Annotated in this window: 13 protein-coding genes; 3 read left to right on the top strand and 10 right to left on the bottom strand. The window is 74.5% G+C overall.

Features of this window, described 5'->3' with window-relative positions; translation table 11 throughout:
- Window positions 1-695: 695 nt before the first annotated feature.
- Window positions 696-3,419 carry a CHAT domain-containing protein gene (locus AB852_RS41330; RefSeq protein ID WP_073787473.1) on the bottom strand — a complete coding sequence of 908 codons (2,724 nt, stop codon included), beginning with the start codon at window positions 3,417-3,419 and terminating at the stop codon, window positions 696-698.
- Between the two features lie 278 nt (window positions 3,420-3,697).
- On the opposite strand from AB852_RS41330, the gene AB852_RS13815 reads away from it, so the two are divergent.
- Together AB852_RS13815 and AB852_RS13810 are read left to right on the top strand one after the other, a co-directional pair.
- Window positions 3,698-11,650 carry a protein kinase family protein gene (locus AB852_RS13815; RefSeq protein ID WP_073787471.1) on the top strand — a complete coding sequence of 2,651 codons (7,953 nt, stop codon included), beginning with the start codon at window positions 3,698-3,700 and terminating at the stop codon, window positions 11,648-11,650.
- A gap of 97 nt (window positions 11,651-11,747) precedes the next feature.
- Window positions 11,748-12,131 carry a hypothetical protein gene (locus tag AB852_RS13810; RefSeq protein WP_073787469.1) on the top strand — a complete coding sequence of 128 codons (384 nt, stop codon included), beginning with the start codon at window positions 11,748-11,750 and terminating at the stop codon, window positions 12,129-12,131.
- A gap of 38 nt (window positions 12,132-12,169) precedes the next feature.
- On the opposite strand, the gene AB852_RS13805 is transcribed toward AB852_RS13810, so the two are convergent.
- From AB852_RS13805 to AB852_RS13775, 7 genes are all read right to left on the bottom strand, one after another.
- Window positions 12,170-13,405: a YncE family protein gene (locus AB852_RS13805; RefSeq protein ID WP_079184575.1), complete on the bottom strand. Its 1,236-nt coding sequence runs from the start codon at window positions 13,403-13,405 to the stop codon at window positions 12,170-12,172.
- A gap of 212 nt (window positions 13,406-13,617) precedes the next feature.
- Window positions 13,618-14,826, bottom strand: a complete 1,209-nt coding sequence (locus tag AB852_RS13800; RefSeq protein WP_073787467.1) for a cation:proton antiporter — start codon at window positions 14,824-14,826, stop codon at window positions 13,618-13,620.
- 531 nt (window positions 14,827-15,357) lie between these two features.
- On the bottom strand, window positions 15,358-15,906 hold the full coding sequence (locus tag AB852_RS13795) for a DUF7144 family membrane protein (protein WP_073787913.1): 549 nt from the start codon (window positions 15,904-15,906) through the stop codon (window positions 15,358-15,360).
- Between the two features lie 407 nt (window positions 15,907-16,313).
- Window positions 16,314-17,516: a hypothetical protein gene (locus AB852_RS13790; RefSeq protein WP_342748475.1), complete on the bottom strand. Its 1,203-nt coding sequence runs from the start codon at window positions 17,514-17,516 to the stop codon at window positions 16,314-16,316.
- A 446-nt stretch (window positions 17,517-17,962) separates the two neighbouring features.
- On the bottom strand, window positions 17,963-19,285 hold the full coding sequence (locus tag AB852_RS13785; protein ID WP_073787465.1) for a wax ester/triacylglycerol synthase domain-containing protein: 1,323 nt from the start codon (window positions 19,283-19,285) through the stop codon (window positions 17,963-17,965).
- Between the two features lie 279 nt (window positions 19,286-19,564).
- Entirely contained in the window at window positions 19,565-20,398 is an 834-nt protein-coding gene (locus AB852_RS13780) for a DUF11 domain-containing protein (protein ID WP_073787463.1), read from the bottom strand.
- Between the two features lie 254 nt (window positions 20,399-20,652).
- Entirely contained in the window at window positions 20,653-21,561 is a 909-nt protein-coding gene (locus tag AB852_RS13775; RefSeq protein ID WP_073787461.1) for a hypothetical protein, read from the bottom strand.
- A 292-nt stretch (window positions 21,562-21,853) separates the two neighbouring features.
- On the opposite strand from AB852_RS13775, the gene AB852_RS13770 reads away from it, so the two are divergent.
- Complete coding sequence (locus AB852_RS13770) at window positions 21,854-22,168, top strand: 4a-hydroxytetrahydrobiopterin dehydratase (RefSeq protein ID WP_073787459.1); 315 nt, start codon at window positions 21,854-21,856, stop codon at window positions 22,166-22,168.
- Here the strand turns inward: AB852_RS13770 and AB852_RS13765 are convergent.
- Both AB852_RS13765 and AB852_RS13755 read right to left on the bottom strand, forming a co-directional pair.
- Complete coding sequence (locus tag AB852_RS13765; RefSeq protein WP_079184574.1) at window positions 22,122-22,736, bottom strand: potassium channel family protein; 615 nt, start codon at window positions 22,734-22,736, stop codon at window positions 22,122-22,124. The genes AB852_RS13770 and AB852_RS13765 overlap by 47 nt on opposite strands.
- 755 nt (window positions 22,737-23,491) lie before the next feature.
- On the bottom strand, window positions 23,492-24,277 hold the full coding sequence (locus AB852_RS13755) for a TetR/AcrR family transcriptional regulator (protein ID WP_245876743.1): 786 nt from the start codon (window positions 24,275-24,277) through the stop codon (window positions 23,492-23,494).
- Between the last annotated feature and the right edge of the window lie 26 nt (window positions 24,278-24,303).

The raw sequence follows: 24,303 nt of genomic DNA, 5'->3' as shown, positions 1-24,303 counted from the left end.
GTCCGGCGGGACGTACTTGTTCCCGCACAGGTCGTTCGTGGGTGCGCAGTTCCCCGCGGGTCGCCTTCGCTTGCGCTTCCCAGGGCTGTCCGGCGGGACGCACTTCGTTCCTGTGCCGTCGCTCGTGGGGTGCGCAGTTCCCCGCGCCCCTGGGATTCTTGTGCTGGGCGTACTTGTTTCCGGTGCCGTCGCTCGGTGGTCTCGCGCAGTTCCCCGCGGGCCGCCTTCGCTTGCGCTTCCCAGGGCTGTCCGGCGGGACGCACTTCGTTCCTGTGCCGTCGCTCGTGGGGTGCGCAGTTCCCCGCGCCCCTGGGGTTCCATTCCTGGGCGTACCTCATTCCGTGCGGGTACTCACGTGGGTGCGCAGTTCCCCGCGCCCCTGTCGAGGCGCTGCCTGGCTGTTCTCGGCCTGCGGGTGTGGTCAGGCTCCGGGCCGGGCGGGGTTGAATCACCCTCCTCGTGCGGGCGCTCGGCTGCGGGAGGGGGTGGGCGGGAATCTCTGCCCGCAGACTCCGATGCTCTTCAGTCGGGTCACTGGACGGTGTACCGAGCGCGTTGGAGCGAGGACGGAGAATCCCGACCGGCACCGACCCGAAGGACCCACAGGGTGCGCCCCAAAGGGGCGCGGGGAACTGCGCACCCCACGAGCGACGGCACAGGGACAAGTAGGTCCAGCCGGACGGACCTCGGAAGCGCTAGCGAAGGCGACCCGCACGGGCCGCCGGGCTGCCGTACACCGCGTATGCCAGGCCCGTCGGGTCGCCGTCGCCGCGGCGTACCGCTCTGCGGGCGTGGAGGGACGCCTGGCCCAGGGTGCGGTCGCGGGTGAGGAGTTCGGTGTAGAAGGCGCGGGCGAAGTCGTGGGCCGCGTCGGAGCGGACCGGCCAGAGGGTGCCGACGAACGCTCCCGCGCCCGAGCGCAGGAACTGCGTGCCCCAGCCGAGGCTCGCCGCGTACCAGCCGATCTCGCCGGCGCTGCGGCACGCGTTGAAGAACACCAGGGGGCGCGAGTCCCGCAGCGAGCGGGAGTGCGTCGCGTACGCCAGGTCGATCGGGTCGAACGGGCCGTCCGCCATCGCCACTTGCGAGCCCTCGTCGCTGAACGTGTTGTGGCACGCGAAGTGCAGCAGCCCCCCGAACCCGCTCTCGACCAGACCGCTGACCGCCGAACGTTCCGTGAACACCCCGAGGTCGGTGACCCCCGCGCCGAACAGCCGGCGCAGCGACGCGATCTCCTCCGCCGCGCCCTCCGGGGAGTCCGGCGGCACGACGAACGCGGCCCGGGACAGATCCAGCTCCCGGACCCGCTGCTGGCCGAACGTCCGGCGGATCACCGGCAGCCACTCCGACAGGAACCCCTCGCCCTCGCAGTCGCCGTCCAGCGGGTACAGCAGCTCCCACGGCACCAGGTCGTGCGCGCCGAGCACCGTCACCGACGAGATGCGGTCCGCCTCGGCCCAGAACTGCCGCCGTACGGGTTCGGGTACCGCCGACGCCCACATCTCGACGCCCAGGTTCCGCAGCCGCCGGGCCCCCGCCACCCCGTCCGAGCCCGGTCCCGACTCGGCCGCCGCCTGGCGCAGCTCCCGGTACACCCGGTCCGCGATCCACCGGGGGTCGCCGCCGAGCAGCCGGAACGACTCCGGGGCGTAGCAGGTCTCGCTGATCAGCTGGAAGCTGTACGAGCCGTCCTCACCCCTGAGCACCTGGAGGGTCACCTCGCCCGGGTCGAAGGCGACCGACGCGAGCGGGGCCACACGCGGCGGGCCGGAACGGGCCGGGGTGCCGTGCCGTACCGACAGCTGGACCCGCAGTTCGCCCAGGAACGTCCCCGCGTGGAACGCCCGTACGGTGACCGCGCGCAGCCCTTCCGCCGCCGTGCGCAGCCCGAACGTCAGCACATCGGAGTCGGTGCCGGGCCGGACCGTCACCTCCTGCTGGAGGTCGCCCAGCGCGATCAGCCCCGGCGCGTGCACGGTGATCAGCAGCCGCGCCCCGTCCGCCGGGACCGCGAACGCGCGCAACGCGATGCCCGGTTCCGCGCGGTCGTCCGCCGACCGGTCCTGCACGATCTGCACCTGGAGGGGCACTTCCGTGCCGGGCGGTGCCTGCTCGACCAGTTCCACGACCATACGGCGGGGGTCGGGGGGCGGCGGGGTGTCCCGGTCGGGCCGCCCGGTGGTGTCCGGGTGCGGGCGGGCGCTCTGGTACTCCGGGTGCGGGCGGACTCTCCGCGACGGCAGGCCAGGGTGCGGGCGGCCGCCCGTACCCGGGTGCGGACGCCCGCCGGGATACGGGTACTGCGGTTGCGGGTACGCGTGCGCGGGGGGCTGTGCCTGGCCGTAGCCTCCGTGCGGGTGGGGCGGGTCGGCGCGTACGGGTGGCTCGGGGTCCGGCGGACCTGAGTCCTCGCCGGGGTCCCTGCCGGGTGTCTTCGACGGGCCCCATCCGGCGCCCGGCTCGGTGCTCCCGTGCTCGCGCTCCGGGTCGTCGTACGGCGGCTCGTCCTCGTCCGGTTCATCGGCAGCGTCCCAGGCGCCGTAGTCGGGGCTGGAGAAGTCCGGTTCGCTGCCTCCCGGCCAAGGGCGGTCCGGTTCGCTGCCTTCGCTGCCTTCGCTGCCTCCCGGCCAGGGGCGGTCCAGGGTGTCCGTCGTGGTCCCGGAGTCGGCGGCGGGCGGTGGTCCGTACCCCGGACCACGCTCCGAGACGCGCCGCCGGGCGGTGGGCCTCAGCCGGATGGTCCTCGTGCTCCGCACATCCGCCAGCCGCGCGTCCAGGCGCACCTCGGCGGAGGACTCCAGCGCGGTCCGCAGGAACGGCAGCACGCCCCGGTACAGAAGCGCCGCCTCCCACTCCCGCCTGGCCGTCCGGAGGTCGTGGCCCCTCGTGGGCCCGTCCACCCGCCCGGCCTGGGCGACGGGCTCGGGGGCCGGGCGCCGCCGTCGCACGGGCTTCGGGAGCCGGGCGGCCCCCAGACCCCGGAGAGGCCCCGCGCCGAGGACCGTGAGAGCGGCCACCGCACCGAGCACGACCGCGGCCGTGCCCGGTTCCCCGAGCAGCAGTACGGCCAGGGCCGACCCGCCGAGCAGCAAACCCAGCACGACGAGCGCCACCCGCCCACGGGGGAACGGCTTCCGTGCGGGCGCTGTCGTCGGCGCGGCCCCGGCGAACGCGTCACCGGTGCCGGACGCCCTCCCCGGCGAGGCCCGCGCCGCCGCCCGCCGCCGGACGTACTCCTCGTACTCCGGCGCGGCCGACTCGTTGACCTGGAACGTCGCGTTGAGGGCCATCGTGCGCAGGACCTCGGACAGCCGCGGGTCGGGCGGCGACGGGCTGGCGCGCAGCGTCCGGATGCCCTGGTCGACGCACCTCTCGTACGCCGGACGGTCCTCCGGCAGCAGATTCGGATGGTCGTTCACACGCGTTCCCCCGGTCGGGCGTGGACGGCGGGCCCGGAGACACGCACCCCGTGGCACACGCCCCGGTACGGAACCCGCACCGAGCGTAGTCCCGGCCCCGTACCGGCGCACGGCCGTATCCGGTACGCCCCCGCGCGAACCGCGCGGGCCCCGGCGGCGTCTCTGTGCGCGACGGGCGGGCGACCGCGTGATGACGGGACCCTGGTGACACCGCGTCGGATTCCGGCCACGCTGGATACCATCGGTACCCGTACGGCAAGCGGAGCGCGGGGGTTGGGGTGCTCACCTGGTCCGAGGACGACATCCAGGAGACGGGCCGCGTCGTGTCCGCGTTCCTCCTCGACGACGGTACGGAGGACGCCGCCTTCACACCGGACGAGCTGTGCCGGATCGCCGTACCCGCCCTGCTGGCCCTCCGCCGCCGCGCCCTGCTGCGCGGCGGTACGCTCCCGGCCGCCCCGGACCCCGGCGGCCCGCGCGGGGACGGCGATCTGCTCACCCGTATGGTCCGGACCGCCCGCGCGGACGGCGGACCCGAGGCCGCCGCGCTGGCCCAACTCCTGCTCGGCGCGCAGCGGTTGTGGACCGGCGGCGACGGCGCGCTCACCGGCGCGGAGGGCTTCACGGGCCCGCTCGCGCCCGTCGCCGCCGCGGCTCTGCACCCGGGGCCGGACCCGGACGCGCCGCGCACGCCCGGCGGGACACCGGTCCTCGTGGCGGTCGCCCGCCACGCGCTCACCGCGGCGGGTCCCCGCTTCCGGCACCGGATCGCCGTCGCCGTGAGCACCTGGGGGCTGCCGGACGACGAACTGCGCGCCCATCTGGCGCCGTTGGACGAACTGCGGGACTGGGCGGACGGGCTGGTGGCCGGTGCGGGACCGGAGGACGCGGTGGTGCTCGGTCCGCTGCGGGACGCGGTCGACGCCGCGCTGGAGCGCGGGGACATCGACCGCGCGGAGGACGGCGCCGAACTCCTCGGCGCGGAACACCGGCGGCTGGAGGTGACCCGTCGGCTCCACACCGCCGACCGGTCCCTGGTCCCGGCCGTGGCCCCGCCCTCGTCCCCGTCCCCGTCCTCGTCCGAGACCCCGTCCCCGCACCGGTCTGGCGGTGGGCCGAGGCCGGGGGCCGACGGGGACGCGGACGAGCACGCCGGGTTGCTGCGGCTCCATCTGCGGACCGCCGAGATGTATCTGGCGGCGGGCGACCTCGACACCGCGGTCCGCTATCTGGAGGTCGTGGAGCAGGAGTCCGCCTCCGCCGTGGAGCAGGAGTCCGCGTCCGCCCGGTCCGGCCCGGCACAGGACCCCGTACCCGTACCCGACCCCGCGCCCGCCCCCTCCGCGCCGGACCCCGAACCCGTACCCGTAACCGAAGCGGCACCCGTACCCGCCCCCTCCGCACCGGACCCGGCGCAGGACCCCGCACCCGTACCCGTACCCGAAGCGGCACCCGTACCCGCCCCCTCCGCACCGGACCCTGCGCAGGACCCCGCACCCGTACCCGACTCCGTCCCCCGCCCCACCCCCGGCCCACCGCCCGAGGACCCCGTGGAGGTCGCGGCGCGGCTGCTGGACCGTGGTTCGCCGGAGCGCGGGGCGGCCCTTCGGGCCACGCTCACGGAACCGCATCGCGGGCGGCACTGGCAGGCGCTGGCCGAGGAACTGCGCGAGGAGGGCGACCAGGCGGGCGCCGACGCGGTGTTCGCCCTCGGGCACCCCCCGCTTCCGACCGGTACCGACCCGCTCCCCCCGCTGCCGACCCGCACCGACCCGCACGGTCCGCTGCCCGCCGACAGCACCCCGCACCCCACCACGCCCGCCGACAGCACCCCGTACCCCACCACGCCCTCCGACAGCACCCCCCTCCCCCACGACGCGCTCACCCTCGTCCCCCTGCTGGAGGACCCACCGGGGACCGGATCCGGGACCGCGACTGGGACCGCGACCGGGCCCGGCAGCGTGCCGGAGGGCGGGACCGGTGAGGTGGAACCCCTCGGGGCCGCGGCGTACTTCGCGCGGGCCGTGGCGGAGGGGTCGCCGGTCGCGCTGGGGCGGGCCGTCGGCTGGTACGTGCGGAGCGGGGACCCGGACTCCGGGCTCGCGCTGTACGCGCGGTACGCGCACACGCAGTACTTCGGGGCCGCCGCCGTGTGGAACATCGCGTGCGCGTACGCCGCCGCCGGGCGGGACGGGGCCGCGCTGGAGTCGCTGCGGGTGTTCGCACGGGTCCTGCCCGGGGTCGTGGCGCCCGACCAGCGGGCGGCCGTCGACGCGTACTGCGGGCGGCTCGGGACGCCCTCGCCGCTGCCGCGCGTACCGGCCCCGGCCCCGGCGCCCGCGCCGGGTGCCACGGCCTCCCCGGGTGCCACGGCCGCCGCGCCCGGCCCGGCCGCCGCGCCGGTGGACGAACCGGCGCTCGCCGCGCGGGCCAAGGAGCTCCACGACGGGGGCCGGACCGACGACGCCGTCCGGCTCCTCGACGAACTGCTGCGCGCCAACCCGTCGGCGCCCGCCGCGTATCTGCTGATGCGTATCCACCGCGAACGCGGCGATCTGGCGGCGGCCCGCGCGGCGACCGGCCGGATCGAGGCGGCCCGGGGCGAGCTGAGCTGGCGGCACCATGTGGAGCTGGCGCGGGTCGCCCTCGACCGCCGCTGCACCGATCTGGGGCTCGCCCGCGAACAGCTGGGCCAGGCGCGCGCCAAGGGCGCCGGACCGCACTGGACACAGCCGCTGGAGGAACGCCTGGAGCGGGCCTCCGCACCGCAGCGGACCCCCGCGTACGGGTCGGGTTCCTTCCGGACCGGTGACCGCGAACCCGACGACGCGCAGGCCCTGTTCGAGGGGCAGCTGCCCGAACTGCTCGCGGAGGCGCGCTCGGGGCGGCCCCGCCCCGGCCGCGATCTCGCGACCGTCCTCGCGCATCTGCGGTCCACCCGGATGAGCCTGCCGCCGCCGGGCACCCTGAACCTGGTCATCAAGGCCGTCCTGGAGATCCGGGACGACTTCGCGGTGCGGGACCTCGCGGCCTGGCTGATGGACCACCGGTACTGGGACGAGGCCGTGGAGGTGCTCCAGAGCTGTGTGCAGTGGATCTCCCCCGAGCGGCTGCCGCGCATCCTGCATCTGCGGGACCAGGCCGCGCGGGCGGGCAGCATCCTGGAGGAGCTGAACCCGGCGTGCCCGCCGGTCCGGGAGGACGTGGGCTCTCCGGTGCGCGGGGACCGCCAGGAGATCCAGCCGCATCTGGTGCGGATCGTGGAGCCGGAGGCGTCCCTGGTCGCGATCTGGCGGGCGCAGAACCCCCCGGCCCTGGCAACGCAGAACGATCTGGTCGATCTGTGGACCGACGCGGTCCGCGCCCATCCCGTCGCCCTCGGCAACGCGCTGGGCCAGCTCATCATCTCCGGCCGCCCCGAGGACGCGCTGCGGCTGCACAGCGCCTACGCGGACGAGATGTGGCTGACCGCGGGCGCCGCCTGGAACCTGGGCTGCGCGTACGCGGCGACGGGGCGGCTGACGGCCGCCGCCGACACGTTCGTGTACCACGCGCGGGTCACCACCCGGTGGTTCACCGCGCAGCAGAACCGGGAGCTGGCGGAGCTGTTCGGGGCGGCCGGCCGGGCCGTGCCGCAGCCCGCGCACCGGCCCGCCCCGGTGGTGCGCGGGCAGGCCGCGCGGACCCCGGCGCACCGGCCGCCGCGCGCCGCGCTGTACGTCACCGAGGCGGAGTCCACCGCCGCCCGGCTGGTCGCCCAGTGCCGCAACGCCCCGAGCACCCATCACTTCCGGCTCGCCGCCGACGCCGTCCGCAAGGCGATCCGGCTCGACCGGGGCGGCCAGGAACGCCATGTCGCCACCGTCCGGGAGCTGTTCCCGCTCCAGCCGCCGGAACCGGCGACCGCCGCCGCCCTGGTGATGGTGCTGGAGACGGCGCGGATGACGGCCGAGGCGTGGGAGCTGCTCGCCCGGTGGATCGACGACACCGGGGCCCACCCGGAGCTGCTGGGTCCGGCGGTCCGGATCGCCCGGGAGGCGGGCCGGCTCCCGGAGCTGCGGGACGCGCTGCTCGCGCATCTGCGGCCGGACGCGGGCTTCGAGCACTATCTGACCCTCGCGAAGGCCAGTGACGAACTCGGGGACGGCGACGGCCGGGTCACCTACGCGCAGCAGGCGCTGACCCGCAACCAGAGCTGCGCGGAGGCGGCGTACCTCCTCGACCCGGAGGGGCAGCGCGCCGAGAAGGCGGTGCAGGTCGTCCGGCCCCGGGTGCGGCTGGACGCCGGTACCCCGCGGGAGCGGGCGGTGGCGCTGCTGGAGGAGTCGTACGGGACCGCCGTCGACTTCCTCGACCAGCACGCGCTGATCCGCTACCGGCCGACCCCGAACCGGGGTTCGCTGACCACGGCGCTCAAGGCGCACAAGAAGGCGCGGCTCGCGGAGCGGGACGCGCCGCCCGAACTGCTCGCCGACGCCACCGACATGATCGTGGCGGCCGAGCGGGAGGACTGGGAGGCCGCCGCCGCGTACGCGCGGGAGCTGGTGAAGGAGCGGCCCTGGCACGCGGGCATCGCCAACGCCGCCGCGATGTGCCTGATCCGGCTGCACGACCTGCCCGAGCTGAGCGCCACCGAGAAGGAGGAGACGGACGACGAGATCCGCGGGCTGTCCGATCTGGCGGGCACCCCGCAGATCCGCCAGGAGATCCTCGTCCAGCTCGACTACGCCCGCGCCCGCTACGAGCGGGCGGACGCCCTGCTCACGGCGGCGCCGCACTGGTGGCGCACCGAACGCGATGTGTGGGCGCAGGTCGGGCTGCGGGCCGGGCAGGGCATGTGCGGGCGGCCCGCGGCGGCGGCGGCGCTGCTGCTGGAGTACGGCAAGCTGCGGCCGGGGCAGCCGGGGATGCGGGCCGCCGCGGTCGCGGCGCTCCTCGCGCACCGCGGCGGGGACGGCCGGCTCACCGACGAGGCCATCGCGCACTACCGGCTGGCCGGGGAGCGCGACCGGCCGGCGGCCCGTCTCGTCACGGACGCGCTGGCCGCCGATCTGCCGGAGATCCTCAACTCCAAGGGCGTACCGGTCCTGCCGCCCGAGCAGATCGACCGGGTGGCGCGGCATCTGGCGGACGACCCGCCGCGGCTGCTGTCGTTCCTGCGCCGCACCCGTCAGCACGGCAACCGCAAGGGTCCCGACCAGCGCCGCGAGGTGGCCGCGCGCAAGCTGCACCAGTTCCGCGCGTACGCCGGGATGGGCCGGGTCGGCGCGGCGCTGGCCCGGCTGCGGGAGGCCGGGGACAGCGGCGCGAGCCCCGCCGAGGTGCGGGCCCCGCTGGAGGAGCTGTGCGCCCGGCACGGCCATCCGGACCCGGTGACGGCCGCCCGTGAGCTGCTGGAACGTCCCGCCGCGCCGTCCGTCGGGCCGCCGCCCGGGGAGGCCGTACGGCTGGCCGCCGAGATCGCGGAGCTGCCGCCGGACACGGAACTGCCCGAGCGGGTGGCCCGGTTCATGGCGTTCCTCGCGGCCGGGGTGGACCCGCTGACCGGGGCCGTGGCCGAACGGCTCGCGGGATGCTGGGACCGGCAGGCGCGGCTGATCCTCGCGACGGCCCGGCTGGCGCCCCGCGGACCCGGCACGGACTCCGTGGCCGAGCTGACCGCGCGGACCGCCGCCGCGCTCGCCGAGAGCGACCCGCTCGCCGAGGACACCCTGCTGCGGGAGAGCGCGTTCGGCCCGCCCGTCCTGACCGTGCAGCGAGCACTGCGCGTCCACTGGCAGCACACCGCGCAGCGGCGGTTGCAGCAGGGCGAGCCGGTGCTGGCGGAGCCGCGGGCGACCCGGATCGGGAGCGGCCCGGTGGAGGCGGTGTTCGAGCTGCGGGCCGGACAGCAGCCGCCGGAGGTCGTGCGGGTGGGCTGCGAGGGCGCCGCGTACGAGTGGGAGAGCGGGGAGCTGACGCCGGAGGAGTCCCGCAAGGGGTCCCTCGTCATCGACTCCCGCGCGCGGGAGGTGACCCTGACGCTGCGCTGGCGGTTCCCCGGCGAGGGCTGGTCGGAGCCCGTCGGGCATCCGGTGCCGGTGGAGCCGCTGGAGCGGCGGGGGTCGGTGCGCCAGCGGTTCACCCCGCGGATCACCACCGGCAAGGACATGTTCGTGGGCCGCCGGCTGGAGAAGGCGGAGATCCGGCGGGCGTTCGAGGACGCGCCGCACGCCCCGGTCAGCCCGCAGTTCATCACCGGAGCGCGGCGCGCGGGCAAGACCTCGCTGATCGAGCATCTGCGGCGGCTGCGCAACTCCCCCGGGGACGAGCTGCCGCCGCCGTCCGGCTGGCCGGTGCCGCATCTGTTCCCGGCGCTGGTCAGCGGGCAGTCGCAGGAGCATCCGGTGCGCAATCTGCTGCCGCTGGTCGCCGCGGACATCGAGGGTCTGCTCAGCCGGGTCCACCCGGACGCGGACCCGTCGGCGGCGCTGGCGGAGCTGCGGCGGCGCAGCGAGCCGGTGGAGGTGGCGTCGTTCGCCGCGTGGTGGGACGGGGTGCGCCGGACGATGTGGCCCGGGGACGTCGTCAAGCCGCTGGTGATCATCGACGAGTGCCAGGACCTGCTGCGCGGCTACAAGTCGGACGTCGAGGCGAAGCGCCGGGCGTTCGGGATGCTGCGGGACCTCACCCAGCGCGGGGAGATCGCGCTGCTGTTCAGCGGCTCGTGCACGCACGCCCAGCTGGAGACCCTGCTCGGGGGCACCAAGCTGGACACCGACATCGCGCAGCCGCTGCCGATCGGGCTGCTGGACTCCGACCCGGCGCTGGAGGTCATCCACCAGGGTTTCCCCGACGACGGCGGCGGGACCCGGGTGGAGGTCCTGAACCGTTCGGCGATCGCCGCGTACGAGGCGACCCTGGGGCATCCGTACCATCTGCATCTGCTCGGTGAGGCGCTGGCGAAGCTGCTGAAGGACCGGGACCGCCGGGTGATCGATCCGCGGCTCGTACGGGAGGCGGTGCACTCCATCGCCACCAGCGAGGGCGCGGTCACCGGGCTGCTCGACCAGTACGACGCGCCGGAGAAGATCCCGCCGCTGCTGTTCGAGGTCGCGGACCGGCTCAAGGACAGCCGCTGGGAGAGCGACGTCAAGGCGGGCTGGAGCGACACGAAGTCGGGTGAGCTGGCCGACTACATCGATCTGGGGCTGCTGCGCCGGGAGGGCCGCGATCCGGCGAGCCTGGCCTGGGTGAACCCGATCGTGGAACGCTGGTTCGACAGCGGGCGGCACCGGGCGGCCGAGGAACAGACCCCGGAGACCGTGCAGTTGCTGCGCGAGGGCCTCCAGGTCGTGAGCCGGGACGAACGCGACGGGGTCCTCGTCGCCCGGGTCCGGGACGCGCGCGGGCTGAAGTACCGGGCGACCTGGCTCCAGGAGGGCGACGCGGCGGCGGCCGTCGCGCGGTACGACCGGGTCGCCCGGGAGGTGGGTCTGGCGCTGCCGGGCGCCTGGCGGCACTGCGGGCGCTGGTTCCTCCAGGAGGACGTGGGCGGCCGGTCGTTCACCCGCTGCCTGGAGAACGAGGACGTGCCCCCGGAGCGGGCGGTGCGCTGGATCGTGGACGCGGCCCAGGTACTGGACGAGGTGTACCGGCGGCACGCGGTGACCCACGGCGACATCCACCCGGACAATCTGGCGCTGGTCGACGGCGAGGTACGGCTCAGCGGCTGGGGCCACAGCGGTACGCCCGATCCGGCGCGGCCCGGGGAGGTCGTCCCCCCGCCGTGGGACTCCGTCTACTACCGCCCGGCGTGCGACGCGGGTGTGCCGCGCACCCCGCAGCACGACACGGTGGCCCTCGCGGCCCTGCTGCACCAGCTCCTCGACCCGGAGCGGCGGCTGCCGTGGCCCGACGAGCCCGGTACGGCGGTCGCGGAGACCAATGTGCTGGTGGCCGGACCGGTCGGCAAGATCCTCTACACGATCCTCAAGGAGCCCCGCGCACCCCGGACCACCACCCCCGGCGAACTCGCGGACGAGCTCCGCCGCACCCTCCCGGCCGACCCCGTCCCGCTCCCCGCGCCCCCGTCCGGCATCACCGTCATCACCAACGCGCGGGCCGACACACGGGTGGAACGGCGCACGAACGACTTCCGGGGCCCGGTGGGCGCGGTGACCGGCGACCACACCGATGTCCGTGTCGACGAGGTGTCCTCCCCCGGGCCGGGGGAGGAGACGCCCCCCTGACCGCGCGCCGCCCCGCGTCCCGCGGGCGGGCGTCCGTACCAGCCCGGAACGGCACCGAGCCGTCCCGGGGGAACCACGACAGAAGGACCTGATCTCCATGGCAGAGGTACGCAACACCTTCAAGGGCCCCGTCGGCAGCGTGTCCGGCGACCACGCGAAGGTGAACATCGGCAATGTCGGTGACGGCACGGGCACGGTGAACGACGGCGTGGCCGCCCCCGAGGCGCCCGCGCTGCTGGAGCTGATCGAGCAGCTCCGCACGGAGATCGCCCAGGTCCGGGCGGAGCTCCCGGAGCGGGACGCCGCCGAACTCGACACGGCCGTGGCCCAGCTGGAGGAGGAGGCCCGGCTGCCGGAGCCCCAGCCGAGCCGTCTGCGGCGGTTCGCCCGGACCGTCCGCGACATCCTCGCGGACGCGGGCGAGACGCTGGCCCCGTTCGGCACGGCGGTGGGGATCTACTCGGCGGTGGCGGGAGGCTGACCCCCCGGGCGTTCACCGGTGGGCGCACCCGTTCCCGGTCACGGGAGGACCACCGCGCCCAGCGGGCGGTCACCACCGGGCAGGCGGCGGGTCGTCCCCCGGTCCAGGTCCACGACGGTGATCCCGTCCCAGGACCCGGCGCGGGTGAACCCGCCGGTGACGTACGCGGTACGGCCGTCGCGGGAGACGGCCACGTCCTCGTGCGGGCCCTGGAGCGGGACGGTCCGCTCCGTACCGTCCGGGGCCCGGACCGTCAGCGAGGGCGGTCCGGTGGCGTCGCCGACCGGTCCGGTGCCCACGACCAGCAGGGTGCCGTCGGGGGTGAGCGCGGCACCGTGCTGATGGGTGTCCGCGGTCATCGGCTCGACGGTGACCCGTCCCGTCCGGGGGTCCAGCACCGCCAGCCGCTCGCCCTCGAACGGCAGCAGCAGCCGTCCGTCGGCACGGACCACCGCGTAGTGCGGCTTCAGCCAGGACCCGAGGCCGCCCTCGGTGCCGTACGGGGCGACCTCGAACCGGCGGGGCGCGAGGGTGTCCGCGCGGACGGCGGTGACGTCGAACGAGTCGTGGTTCGTCACGTACACCTCGGCGCCGTCCCGGGCCACGTCCACGTCGAAGGGCCGGCGCCCGACCGGGACCGTGGCGGTGACCTCGCGTTTCGCGGTGTCGACGACCTCCAGCACCCCCGGCCCGTCCGGCACGTTCACCCCGACGTAGAGCCGTTCGCCGTCCGGCGCGAGGGCGATGCCCATGCCGCCGCCGCGGTACTCGCCCCCGGTGACGGGCCCGGTCCCGGTCCGGTACGGGACGCGTCCGAGGGAGCGGCGGGTACGGGTGTCCACGACGGCGACCCCCTCCGCGGTGGCCACCCACGCCCGGCCGTCGTCCCCGAGCGCGATGCCGTACGGGGCGGTGCCCACCCGTACGGAGCCGGTCGGTCCGTCCACCGGGTCGAGGAACGTGACGGTGTCCCCGCCGAAGTCGGCCACCAGCAGATCCCCGGCGGAGGTGACGGGTTCCTTGCCGGTGCCGGACGGCTCGGGGGTGACGGCGTCCGTCCCGGTGCCGGACGGCGCGGGGTGCGGGAGGCGCGGGTCGGGCGTCGCGGTGGGCCGGTCCCGGGCGGCGCCCGTCGTACGGGTGCTGTCGCCGGGGGCCTCGGGGCCGGTGGCGCAGGCGCCCAGGAGCGCGGCGGCGAGGAGGGTCACCGCGACATGCGACGACGTGCGGCGGGCCGGTTTCCGTACGGCGGGGGACGGACGGGTACGCGGCACAGCGGCCTCCTGTCGGTCGGGGAGCGGGCGCGCGGAGCGCGGGGACAAGGACGAGGGGCCAGGCAGCCCGTCCCACCCCCCACCACCCTCCCCCGTGGACCGTGCCGCACCGGCACCCGGGTGGCGGTCCCCCGGGTCGTCCGAACGGCTGATGCCCACCCGCGCCCACCCGGGTACGGGACCCCTCACCACGTTTCAGTCGCGGTGGCCGTTCACCACGCCTCCGTCGCGGTGGCCGTCCCCTCGGCCGGGGCGCCGGACACCCTGCGGTGCCGGGACGCGAGCAGCGGGAACACCAGCACCGAGACCATCGCGGCGCCCACGAGGGCCGCCGCCTCGCCCGCGGTGACCGTGCCGTCGTCCAGCCCGATCGTGGTGATGGCCACGACCAGGGGCAGCGCGGTCGACGAGTACAGGGTGAGGGCGGTGCGGTCGCGGCGGGGCAGGTCGCGCGGTGCGAGCAGATACACCGGGACGCCTCTCACCAGGAGGAACAGCAGCAGGAACAGGGCGAGCAGGATCAGTTCACGCCCACCGTCCAGCAGCGACCGCAGATCGAACCCGATACCCGTGACGACGAAGAAGACCGGCACGAGGAACCCGAACCCCATCGCCTCGACCTTGCCCAGGATCTCCGCGCTGCTCTCCGGTACCGCGCCGGTCAGCACCAGCCGGGTCAGCAGCCCCGCGGCGAACGCGCCGAGCAGTGTGTCGAGCCCGAACACCGCGGAGAGCGCCAGCATCGCGCCGAGCAGCAGCATCACGAACCGGACGGCGAACTGTCCGCTGGTGTGCAGGGTCCGCGCGACGATCCGCGCGAACCACGGGGGACGGGGCCGCATCGCCCAGTACACGGCGCACGCCGTGACGGCGGCGAAGGCCGCGAGCAGCGCGGTGGACACCCCGGGCGAACGTCCGCCGAGCAGCAGGGCCATCGCGATGATCGGCCCGAACTCACCCACCGCCCCGAAGGCCAGCACCACGGTGCCGAAACGGCCCTTGAGTTCTCCGGTGTCGCGCAGGATGGGCAGGATCGTGCCGAGCGCGGTACTGGTGAGGGCCGTGCCGATCACAAAACTCTTGGCGGTGTCACCGCCGTTCACCGCGAACGCGACCCCGAGCCCCGCCGCCAGCGCCAGCAGCCAGGCCCACACCGCGCGGCGCAGGGTGTCCCCGCGTACGGCGGCGAACTCGATCTCGTAGCCCGCGAGGAAGATCAGCATCGTCAGTCCCAGGTCGGACAGGGTGTCGATCGCCGGATCGTCGTGCGCCAGCCCCAGCAGGTCGGGCCCGACGACGATCCCGAGCCCGATCTCGAAGATGACCAACGGCACCCGTACCCACCGCCCCAGCCCGTACGCGAGCAGAGGCGCGACCACAGCGACGGCAAGAATCAGAAGAAGGGTGCCCGAATACCCCATACGCCCTACCCAACTCCCTTCCGCCCCAGCCCCCCGGAACAGGCCCGGCCACGACGGTCACGCCCCCGCACAGGAACAAGCACGCCCAGGTGTGGAGCCCCAGGGGCGCGAGGAACTGCGCAAAAACGAGGGCAAACCCGCACCCGAAGAACAACCGACCGGGGCAGCATCCAGGGGCGCGAGGAACCAAGCACCACCCGGACCCGAACGGGAACCGCAAGAGGCACAACCCAGGGGCGCGGGGAACTGCGCAAAAACGAGGGCAGACCCGCACCCGAAGAACAACGGACCGGGGGCAGCATCCAGGGGCGCGAGGAACTGCGCACCCACCGAACGACCCGCACAGGAACAAACGCGTCCAGCCGGACAGCCCCCGGAACCGCAAGCGAAGCGTCCCGCACGAACGAAGCGAGGAACGGGCACACGAGACCCGGGGGCCCACGGAACCGAGGGGGACCCCGCCCCCCGGACCCGGGAAGGGGCGTCACGCCGAACGGGGGACGCCCCCACCCGGAACAGGGGAAGGAACCGTCACACGTGGGACCCCCCACCACGGACAGGCCGGTAGGCCACCAGCGCCCAGATCACGAAGACATCGATCGCGATCATGATCACCGCCCACACCGGCTGGTACGGCAGGAACAGGAACTGCGCCACAAGACTCAGCGAGGCCAGCACGATCCCGGCGATCCGCGCCCAGTCCGCGTTGCTCAGCAGCCCCCACCCGGTCACCGCCGCGAGCACCCCGAGCCCCAGCAGCAGCCACCCCCACCCCGTCAGATTGATGTCGTACACATACGAGCCCACCGACTCGTACACGTCGTCCTGGGCGATCGCGGAGATCCCCTGAAGGATCGCCAGCACCCCGTTGCACAGCAGCAGCACCCCCGCGAACAGCACCCCGCCCAGCACCCACTCCCTGCGCGAGTCGTCGGGCGCCGGGGCCCGCCCGTGATCCCACGGTGTGCCCCCGGCACCCTGCGGCGCCCCCGCACCTCCCGTCGGCGGAGGGTTCGGACCCGCACCACCCGGACGCGGACCCTCACCACCGGGACGCGGACCCTCGCCACCCGGGCGCAGGCCTTCGCCGCCCGGACGCGGACCCGCACCGCCCGGACGGGATGTCCCGTCGCCCGGACGCGGTGTCTCGTCGCTCATGGGGACCACCTTTCTCACCGGCCCGCGCAACCGCGCGCACCGCACCGGGCCACTCCGGCCCCGCCGTCCCAACGTCACCCGGACCACCACCCCCCGCCACAGGGACACCCCCGCCCGGGTGAACGCCGCACACCACCGCGACCGCCCGCCAACACGGCCCGCACCCACCCCACCGAACACCCCGGCCACCCCGAACCCAGCCGGACCCAGCCACCTCAGCCGGACCCAGCCACCTCAGCCAGACCAGCCACCCCAGCCGAACCCAGCCACCCCACCCGGGCCACCCGCCAGCCCACCCGTCAGCCCCCTCAGAGCCCCCCAGAGCCCCCTCAGACCCCCGCCAGAAACGTGACCAACGCCAGCGCGAAGACCAGCGCCAGCGCCAGCCCGAACACCACCCACCCCGTCGGGTACGACCACAGCACCAGCGTGAGCACCGCCGCCGCGACCAGCGCCCACCCCACCCACACCCCGTACCGTCCGAGCCACGGACCCACCGGACCGGTGCGGAACCCGAAGCGGTCCGCGGCCCCCCGTACCGCTCCGATCCCGTCGCCCCAAGCGCCCCGCACCCGCCGGGCCCACCGGCCGCCCCCGGTCACCCACGCGGCGAGCGCGACGACGACGCCGACCGCCACCACGGTCCGTACGGCGACCCGCAGGAACCGGGTCAGCGCGTCGTACACCGAACCGGCGGCGCCCCGCGACACCCCCGGGGGCAGCGCGTCGAGGTAGAGCGCGCGGAACACGACGAGCCCCGCACCGAGGAGCAGCGTCGCGAAGGCGGCGCCGAGGGCGGCGGCGACCGTGGCCCGGCGCCGCCCGCGGGCGAGCAGCACGCCCACGGCGAGGAACAGCACGGCGACGACCGGCAGCCAGTTGCCGAGGACCTGGAGCACCCGGAACGCGGGGCGGATCTTCCCGATGTCCTCGGAGCGGGCGACCACCAGCTCCGTATGGACCTCCGGAATCCGTCCGGCGACGGTCAGCCCGTCGGCGACGAGCCGCTGCTTCACCTGGTCCACCACGGGCCCGAGGTCGATGGTGACGGCGTCGTCGGTGAGCTGGACAGCCCCGCCGCCGCTCCCGGTCAGCGCCTTGTCGACCGCGCTGTGCGCCCGCCGGTTCGCCCGCGTCCACACCGTTGCGAACGCGTCGGACGCGGCGACGGCCCGCGCCTTGTCGTGCACGAAGCCGCGTACCGCGTTCTGGAGCGCGTCCCCGAGCTTGCCGAGCGCCTTCTCCAGGGCGGGCCGCTGGTCGAGGGCCACCCCGGACAGCAGCGCGTTCAGGTCGAGATGCGACATCACCGCGTCGGTGACCCGGTCCGCCACCGCGTCCTGGACATCGGCGTCGGAGGCGAGGGGCGCGACGGTGGCCACGTACCGATCGGTGTCGCCGACCTCGGAGGAGGTCCAGGACGCCAGGACTGCGAGCGGCGCCAGTACGCAACCGACGACGATCAGCAGCGCCGCGAAGAACGCCCGCACCCGGTGCCGGGACGCCCCGGCGCCCCGGTCGGCCTCCAGCACGGCGACCCGCTCCCGCAACAGCGCGAACTCGTCCCCCGACCGCTCCCCAGGCCCACCGCCCCCGACCCCGGACCCGCCACCGGCCAGGCCCCCGGCCCCGCCTCCGGCCCCAGCCCCGGTCCCGGTCCCGGCCCCAGCCCCAGCCCCAGCCCCAGCCAGGGACCCATCCGATCCCGCCGCCCCAACCGGTGACCCACCCGCCCCAGCTGAACCCTCCGCCCCAGCCGAGCCCTCCGCACCGGGTGCCCTCTCCGCACCGGATGCCCCCTCCGCACCGTGGGCCCGTCGCGCCCCGGGGTCCTCCTCGCCGTCCCCGGGCATACCGATCTCCTCGCCGTACGGGCCCCGCTCCTGCCCGACAGCAGACCTCATCCCCCGTCAACCGGCGACCGCGGAACCCCCGAACAGGTGACCGTCCCCGGGTGGACGGCACCGCCCGGCGACGGTCAGGACGACGGCCGTTCGTACCACCGGGGCGTGACCACCCGCCGGGGCCGCGACGGCCAGGGCGGACGCGGCACACCCGCGAGGGATTCGCACAGCTCCCGCGCCCACCGCTCCGGCAGCGTCCGCACCGCCGACGCGGAACGCGCGTGCACCACCGCGCACCGCACCACACCACCCGCACGGGTGAACGAGACGTACGCGCCCAGCGGGAACCACGGGTCGTAGAACATGGCGCCCCCCACGAGCCGCGCCCCGAACGCCGCCACCACCCCCGGCAGGGTCAGCGAACTGGCGATGAGCGGCAGTGCGCGGGGGTCCGCGAGCCGGTGCCCGGTCCACTCGGTGACGGCGTACGGGGACACCGCCGCGGCGACCCGTGCCACATCCCGCAGCCGGGTGTCACGGAACGCGCCGGTCGCCGCGCCGACCCGCCGCACGGCCTGCGCCAGATCGTCCGCGCCGACGGGCAGTTCGAGCCGGAACAGCGCCGTCAGATTGCCGGGCGCGGACCGCTCGTCCGCCCCGCGCAGGGACATCGGCACCTGCACCGGCAAGGTGGCGGGCGGCCCGTCACCGGCACCCGGACGCGGCCATCCGCCGCGCAGGGCACGCGCGAGCCCGGCCAGGCACAGATCGTTCACACTGACGCCCCACCCGCGCGCGGCCTCCTGTAACAGCGCCTCGGGCACGTCCGCGTGGACGATCCGGGTCGGCCCCGGCACCGGGGGCCGCAGCGCCTCCCAGCCGCCCGCCGGGCGGTACGAGCGGCCCAGGTCCCCCAGCACCCGCAGCGCCCCGCGCGCGGTGGGCCGCCCCGGCGGATACGACCAGGGGCCGGGCGAACCGCCCGGCCCCTGGTCGTCCAGCAGATCCAGCGTGCTGTGCGCGGCGCCCACCCCGTCCTGGAGGGCGTGGTGCACCCGGAAACAGAGCCGGAACCGGTCGGCCGCCGTACTGGACCGCAGCAGCCACAGATCCCACGGGGGCACCTCACCGCCCGGCAGCGGCACGCGCATGACCTCGTCCAGCGCGGCGACCGGGTCGGCGTGCTCCCGCACCCGCAGATGGTGTGCGGGGACGAACCCCCCCTCGGCCGGCCGCCAGCGCGGGCGCCGCCAGGACGGGCCGCCCCCGGCGGGGGTGACGTACCGCAGCGGTCCGATCAGCGGCGCGCGCTCCGCGAGCCGCTCCCGCAGCGCCTCCGTCGGCGGCGCCGGTCCGCTGAAGTCGAGCACGAGGCCGGTCGCCTGACGCTGTGTCCGGGCCCGGTTGAGCATGAAGCGGTCCGCTCCGTTGAGCAGCGGTCCCCGTGCATCCGTCATCGTCCCCCGCCTTCCTCGACAACGCGGCACCGCGCACCCGGCCCCGCGCACCCCCGGCGGCCGCCTCCCCCGGTCCGCCTCCGCCCCGGCACCGGCCGACAGCTCCACCCCTCACCACAGTACGTACCCCCTCTGACACCGGAAGCGACTGTCGGCCACCCGCGACTTCCCGTTCCGCCGCGTGGCGGACGGCGGGGGCGCGGGGCCATGTCCGGGGGAAGGACATGGGCCCGCGCCCCCTGTTCACGGGTGGCCCGTCAGCTGTTCACGGGTGGCCTGTCAGCGGAGAACGAGCTCGTGGTCCCCGCCGTTGACCCCACCGAGGTAGTAGTCACCGCCCAGGGGGCCGAGGTGGGTGCCCGCCGCCTTCGTGGTCACGGTGATCACATGGGTCTTGCCGGGGTCGAGGTTCGGCAGCCGGTAGTTCAGCCCCGTCGTGCCGTGCGATCCCGTGGCGCCCTCGACCGTGGTGACCTTCGTGATCGGCCCCGACGCGGGGTTCATGACCGCCCTGAGCCATACGCCGGTGGCCCGGTGCACACCGGTGTTGCCGATGGTGACCGTCTGGGTGAGCTCACTGCCCGGCGTGCCGTCGCCGGTGATCCCGCCGGTGATGCCGAGCCGGGCGTCGGGACCGTTCAGCGAGTCCTGCTTCAGGTTCCTGGTGCGGACCTCGCCCGTGTTGTTGCTCATGTTGCTGTCGTTGAAGAGGACCAGGTCCGGACCGCCTCCACCGGCCCGGAAGACCGCGGGCAGCACCGGAGCGTTCTTGTGGTTGCCGATCCGCGCGGCGATCCGCAGCGTACGGGTCTCGCCCGGGTCGAGGGTGTTCAGCAGGATCCTGCCGTTCACCACGGGCCGGGAGTCGTAGGAGATCTTGGTGGTGCCCTTCGGCATCGTGGTCCCGACGATCAGCGGGGCCGCCTCACGACCCTCGTTGGCGACGGTCACCACGTACTCGACCATGGCCCCCGGGTCGGCCCCGGCCGGGCCGGTGACGCGCAGGCTCATGTCCGTGTCCGGTGTGCCGTCCCCCTGGACGGCGGTGGCGGGAAGCACGAGGGCCGCGGCGGTGAGCGCGGTGATGGCGGTGATGGCGGCAGGACGTTTCATATCCGGGTTCCTCCCCGATCGATATGGGTCGCGGACCGGACGGGGCCGGGCTCACGCGCGGGACGCGACGACCGGGGTGACGGGTCCGGGAAAGGTGGGCCCCGCTCGTACCGGCCGGGGTGGCACGGTGGGCACGAGCGGGGGTCGAGCGGGGGTGCGGGGCAGCACCTGGGGAGGTCACCTCCCCGCACCCCCTGTCATGGGGCCGCCTGCTCGCGGCCGCTCTGCTCAAGGTCGCCCTGCTCGCGGGCGCCCTACTTGCGCAGGTCGAGCGTGTGCTCCCCGCCGTTCGCGGAGCCGAGCACGTAGAAGCCGCCGTACGCGGGCCCGGGGCCGGTCTCCGAGGTGAGCCGCGTCTTGACGATCACCGTGCGGGACCTGCCCGGATTCAGCGGGGAGAGCCGGTAGCGGAAGCCGATGTCGGTGTGGTGGCCGCGGGCGGGGTCGACGCCGTCGATCTTGAGGATCTTCCCGGAGAGACGGTGCACCCGTCCTTCGAGCTCGATCTCTGTGGCCCGGTGCTCACCCGTGTTCTTGATGGTGATCACCTGCTTGAGCACCTTGGACTGCGGAGAGGTCGCGAGGATCTGCCCCTTGACGCCGAGTACGGCGTTCGGGCCGATGAAGGGATCGCCCTTCTCGTTCACCGTGTCGACGTACGCGTGGTTGTTCCGCCAGTCGGTGTCCTTGTAGGTGTTCAGGAGCGGCTGGTCAGGAATCCTGAAGCTCGCGGGGAGCTTGATCCCGCCGTCACCGGCGCCGATCCTGGCCCCGATCCTGAGCACCCGCGTACTGCCCGGGAGGAAGGACTCGACGGGTATCAGATGCTCCGTCACAGGACGTGAGCCGACGGTGATACCGGTCGAACCCTTCGGCAGCTCGAACTCCAGCTCGGTGGACACCTCCTCCCCCTCCAGATTGGTGACCCGGACGACGTACTCGACCAGATCCCCGGCGACGACCTTCGCCGGACCGGTCGCCTCGACCTTGAGATCCGCGAAGGGGATGTCGACCTCGGCTGCCTTCCCGCCCCCCGCGGCCTTCCCGGTCCCGCCGGTGGCGAGGGCGGGTCCGGCGACGGCCGGACCGGCCACGAGCGCACCGGTCAGGACGGTGGTCAGGACGGTGGTGACGACAGCTGCTGTCCGGCGCGGGCGCTGCATCAGGTGCTCCTTGTACGGGGGCGGGGTGGTCCTGCGGTACGGGGCGGGGGCCCGCGGTGCCGCAAGTCTGTCCCGGGAGCCCCAGGCGTGGCGATTACCTCCGAGGTAACGCGAATGGGAACCTCAGCGGGTCGAGCGGTGTACTAAAAACAGCGCCACCCGACACCCGCACCAGCCAAATCCACCCCCGCACCCGCACCCGCAGACAGACCGGCACACAGACCGACACACAGGCACCCCGAAACCGACGCGTACCCATCCCCGCCCCGTACCCGAGGAGTGATCCCACGTCATGTCCGCCACCCCCCTGACCCCGGCCGAGCTCGACCAGGCCCTCGGCGAGCTGTCCGACTGGTCCGTGCAGGAAGGCCAGCTGTACGCCTCCTTCACCCTGGACCGCGCCACCCTCCCCGCGCTCTACGCCGCGGTGGCCGCCGTGGAGGACCAGGCGAACCACCACGCGTCCGTCCACATCCTGTACAACACGATCACCTTCGCCCTGGACACCCATGACGCGGGCGGCGCCATCACCGCGCTGGACACCGCGCTCGCGGCCAGACTCAGCGCTCTTGCCGCCCAGCACGGTTCGCGCCCGAGCGGTTCCTGAGCTGGGAGCGGAGCCTGGTCGACACGGCGGTGGCCGAGGCCGTCAGGAACACGAACGTGTAGAGGATCTGGACGATCACTACCACCCGTGACGCCTGCCCGTGCGCGGTGATGTCCCCGAAGCCGACGGTCGCCAGGGTCACCACCGTGAAGTACAGCGAGTCCACCCGGGTGTACAGCCCCCCTTCGAACTCCCCCGGGCTGCGCGCCAGCGCGAGGTACGCCGTGGCGAAGACCAGCACGGTCATACACATCAGCACGACGATCGCGAACGCCGGATGGGTGCCCTCGCGCTCCATCAGGACGTCCCGGATATGTCGGAGCAGCAGCGTGGCGATCAGCACGAGCGCGGCGATGAACGCCAGCCAGCTCACGGCGGGGTGGTCGGGCCCGAAGGCCGTGTTGGGGAGGAGGAAGTACAGAGAGACGAGAATCGTGACCGTCCCGGCGATCGCACCCCACCGCTGAAGCGGATCGCGGAACCGCCGGTGCCGCGGACCACGGCCGGAACCGCCGTCCGGCTCCGCCGTTCCGGAACCCGGGTCGTCCGCGGCGTCCGGTACGTCCATCACGTACACCTCGCACCGGTGGGGGGACGATCACCCCCCATGATCCGCCGCCCCACCCCACCCCGCAGCCCACAACACCCATCCGGGTGACCGGTCCCCCCGGCTGAGCGACCTTGCTCCTGTCCTGCACCCCCCTCCTCGTGCACGCGCCCCGCTACGGGAGGGGGTGGGCGGGAATCTCTGCCCGCAGACTCCGATGCTCTTCAGCAGGACAAGAGGGACGTCCGACCGAGCGCGTCGGAGCGAGGACGGAGAATCCCGACCGGCACCGACCCGAAGAACAGACCGGACGCGCCCCAAAGGGGCGCGGGGAACTGCGCAAAGACGAGAACCGCCCCGCACCCGAAGAGCGACGAACAGAGGCACCACCCAGGGGCGCGGGGAACCGCGCGAGCAACCAAGCGCCACCCGCACCCGAACGGAAACCGCAAGAGGCGCGACCTCAGGGGCGCGAGGAACCGCGCAAACACGAGGACGGCCCCGCACCCGAAAAGCGACCGCAAGGGGGCACCACCCAGGGGCGCGGGGAACTGCGCGAGCAACCAAGCGCCACCCGCACCCGAACGGAAACCGCAAGAGGCGCGACCTCAGGGGCGCGGGGAACTGCGCAAAGACGAGAACCGGCCCGCACCCGAAGAGCGACGAACAGAGGCACCATCCAGGGGCGCGGGGAACTGCGCACCCACGAACGACCGCACAGGAACGAAGTACGCCCAGCACAGGGGGGACCTCAGAAGCGCAAGCGAAGGCGCCCTTCACACGTCGATCAGGGCCGAAAGGCCATCAAGCACGCACCGCAACCCGAACGCGTACGCGTACTCCGCGCTGTACGGCCCCCCGTACTCCACAGCCGCCGCACCCCCCACCCGATGGGCCAGCGGGAACCGCTCCGCGTCCAGCACCCGCGCGAGCAGCGGCCCATGCTGCTCCCACCACTCCGCATCGCTCTGCGCACTCTCGCGTTCCACCGTCCGCACATCCAGCCGCCCGCGTGCCACGGACTGCACGAACCCGAGGACGTGGGCCAGCGCCGAGTCCATCTGCACATCGGTGAGCCCGAGCCCGTCGAAGGCCCGCAGTTCGTGCTCGTACTTGGTCATCACGCCGGGCCCGAGGGGCGGACGGACCGTGGGCAGCCCCGCGACCCACAGATGTGCCTCGTACAGCGCGTGGTTCTCGTCGGCGACGGCGGTGACCCGCTCCCGCCAGCCGCCGCCCGGGGCGGGGACCGTGCGCGGCATCCACAGGTACACCCGGTCCAGCATCAGCGCGAGCAGCTCCGCCTTGCCCGGGACATAGGTGTAGAGGGACATGGGGGTGAAGTCCAGCCGCTCGGCGACCCGCCGCATGGTGACGGCGTCGAGCCCTTCCGCGTCGGCGAGCGCGATCGCCGTGCGGACGACGGTGTCGACGCTCAGTCCCGGCCGGGGCCCACGCCCCGAGTGCTCGTCGCCGGGCTCCCGCCACAGCAGCTCCAGCGTTCGCGCGGGATCGCCTGTCTGTGCCCCGCTCCGACCGGTCACCATGTCCACCAACTCCATCTGCGTACATCGTATGCAGTACTGTG

Source organism: Streptomyces uncialis (assembly GCF_001905345.1).
Taxonomy (GTDB): Bacteria; Actinomycetota; Actinomycetes; order Streptomycetales; family Streptomycetaceae; genus Streptomyces; species Streptomyces uncialis.
This window is presented reverse-complemented; position numbering and strand designations above follow the sequence as displayed.

Coding starts and splice junctions, on each gene's coding strand:
- AB852_RS13810 (WP_073787469.1), top strand. CDS start 11,748: ATGGCAGAGGTACGCAACACCTTCAAGGGCCCCGTCGGCAGCGTGTCC.
- AB852_RS13800 (WP_073787467.1), bottom strand. CDS start 14,826: ATGGGGTATTCGGGCACCCTTCTTCTGATTCTTGCCGTCGCTGTGGTC.
- AB852_RS13785 (WP_073787465.1), bottom strand. CDS start 19,285: ATGACGGATGCACGGGGACCGCTGCTCAACGGAGCGGACCGCTTCATG.
- AB852_RS13780 (WP_073787463.1), bottom strand. CDS start 20,398: ATGAAACGTCCTGCCGCCATCACCGCCATCACCGCGCTCACCGCCGCG.
- AB852_RS13775 (WP_073787461.1), bottom strand. CDS start 21,561: ATGCAGCGCCCGCGCCGGACAGCAGCTGTCGTCACCACCGTCCTGACC.
- AB852_RS13770 (WP_073787459.1), top strand. CDS start 21,854: ATGTCCGCCACCCCCCTGACCCCGGCCGAGCTCGACCAGGCCCTCGGC.
- AB852_RS13765 (WP_079184574.1), bottom strand. CDS start 22,736: ATGGACGTACCGGACGCCGCGGACGACCCGGGTTCCGGAACGGCGGAG.
- AB852_RS13755 (WP_245876743.1), bottom strand. CDS start 24,277: ATGGAGTTGGTGGACATGGTGACCGGTCGGAGCGGGGCACAGACAGGC.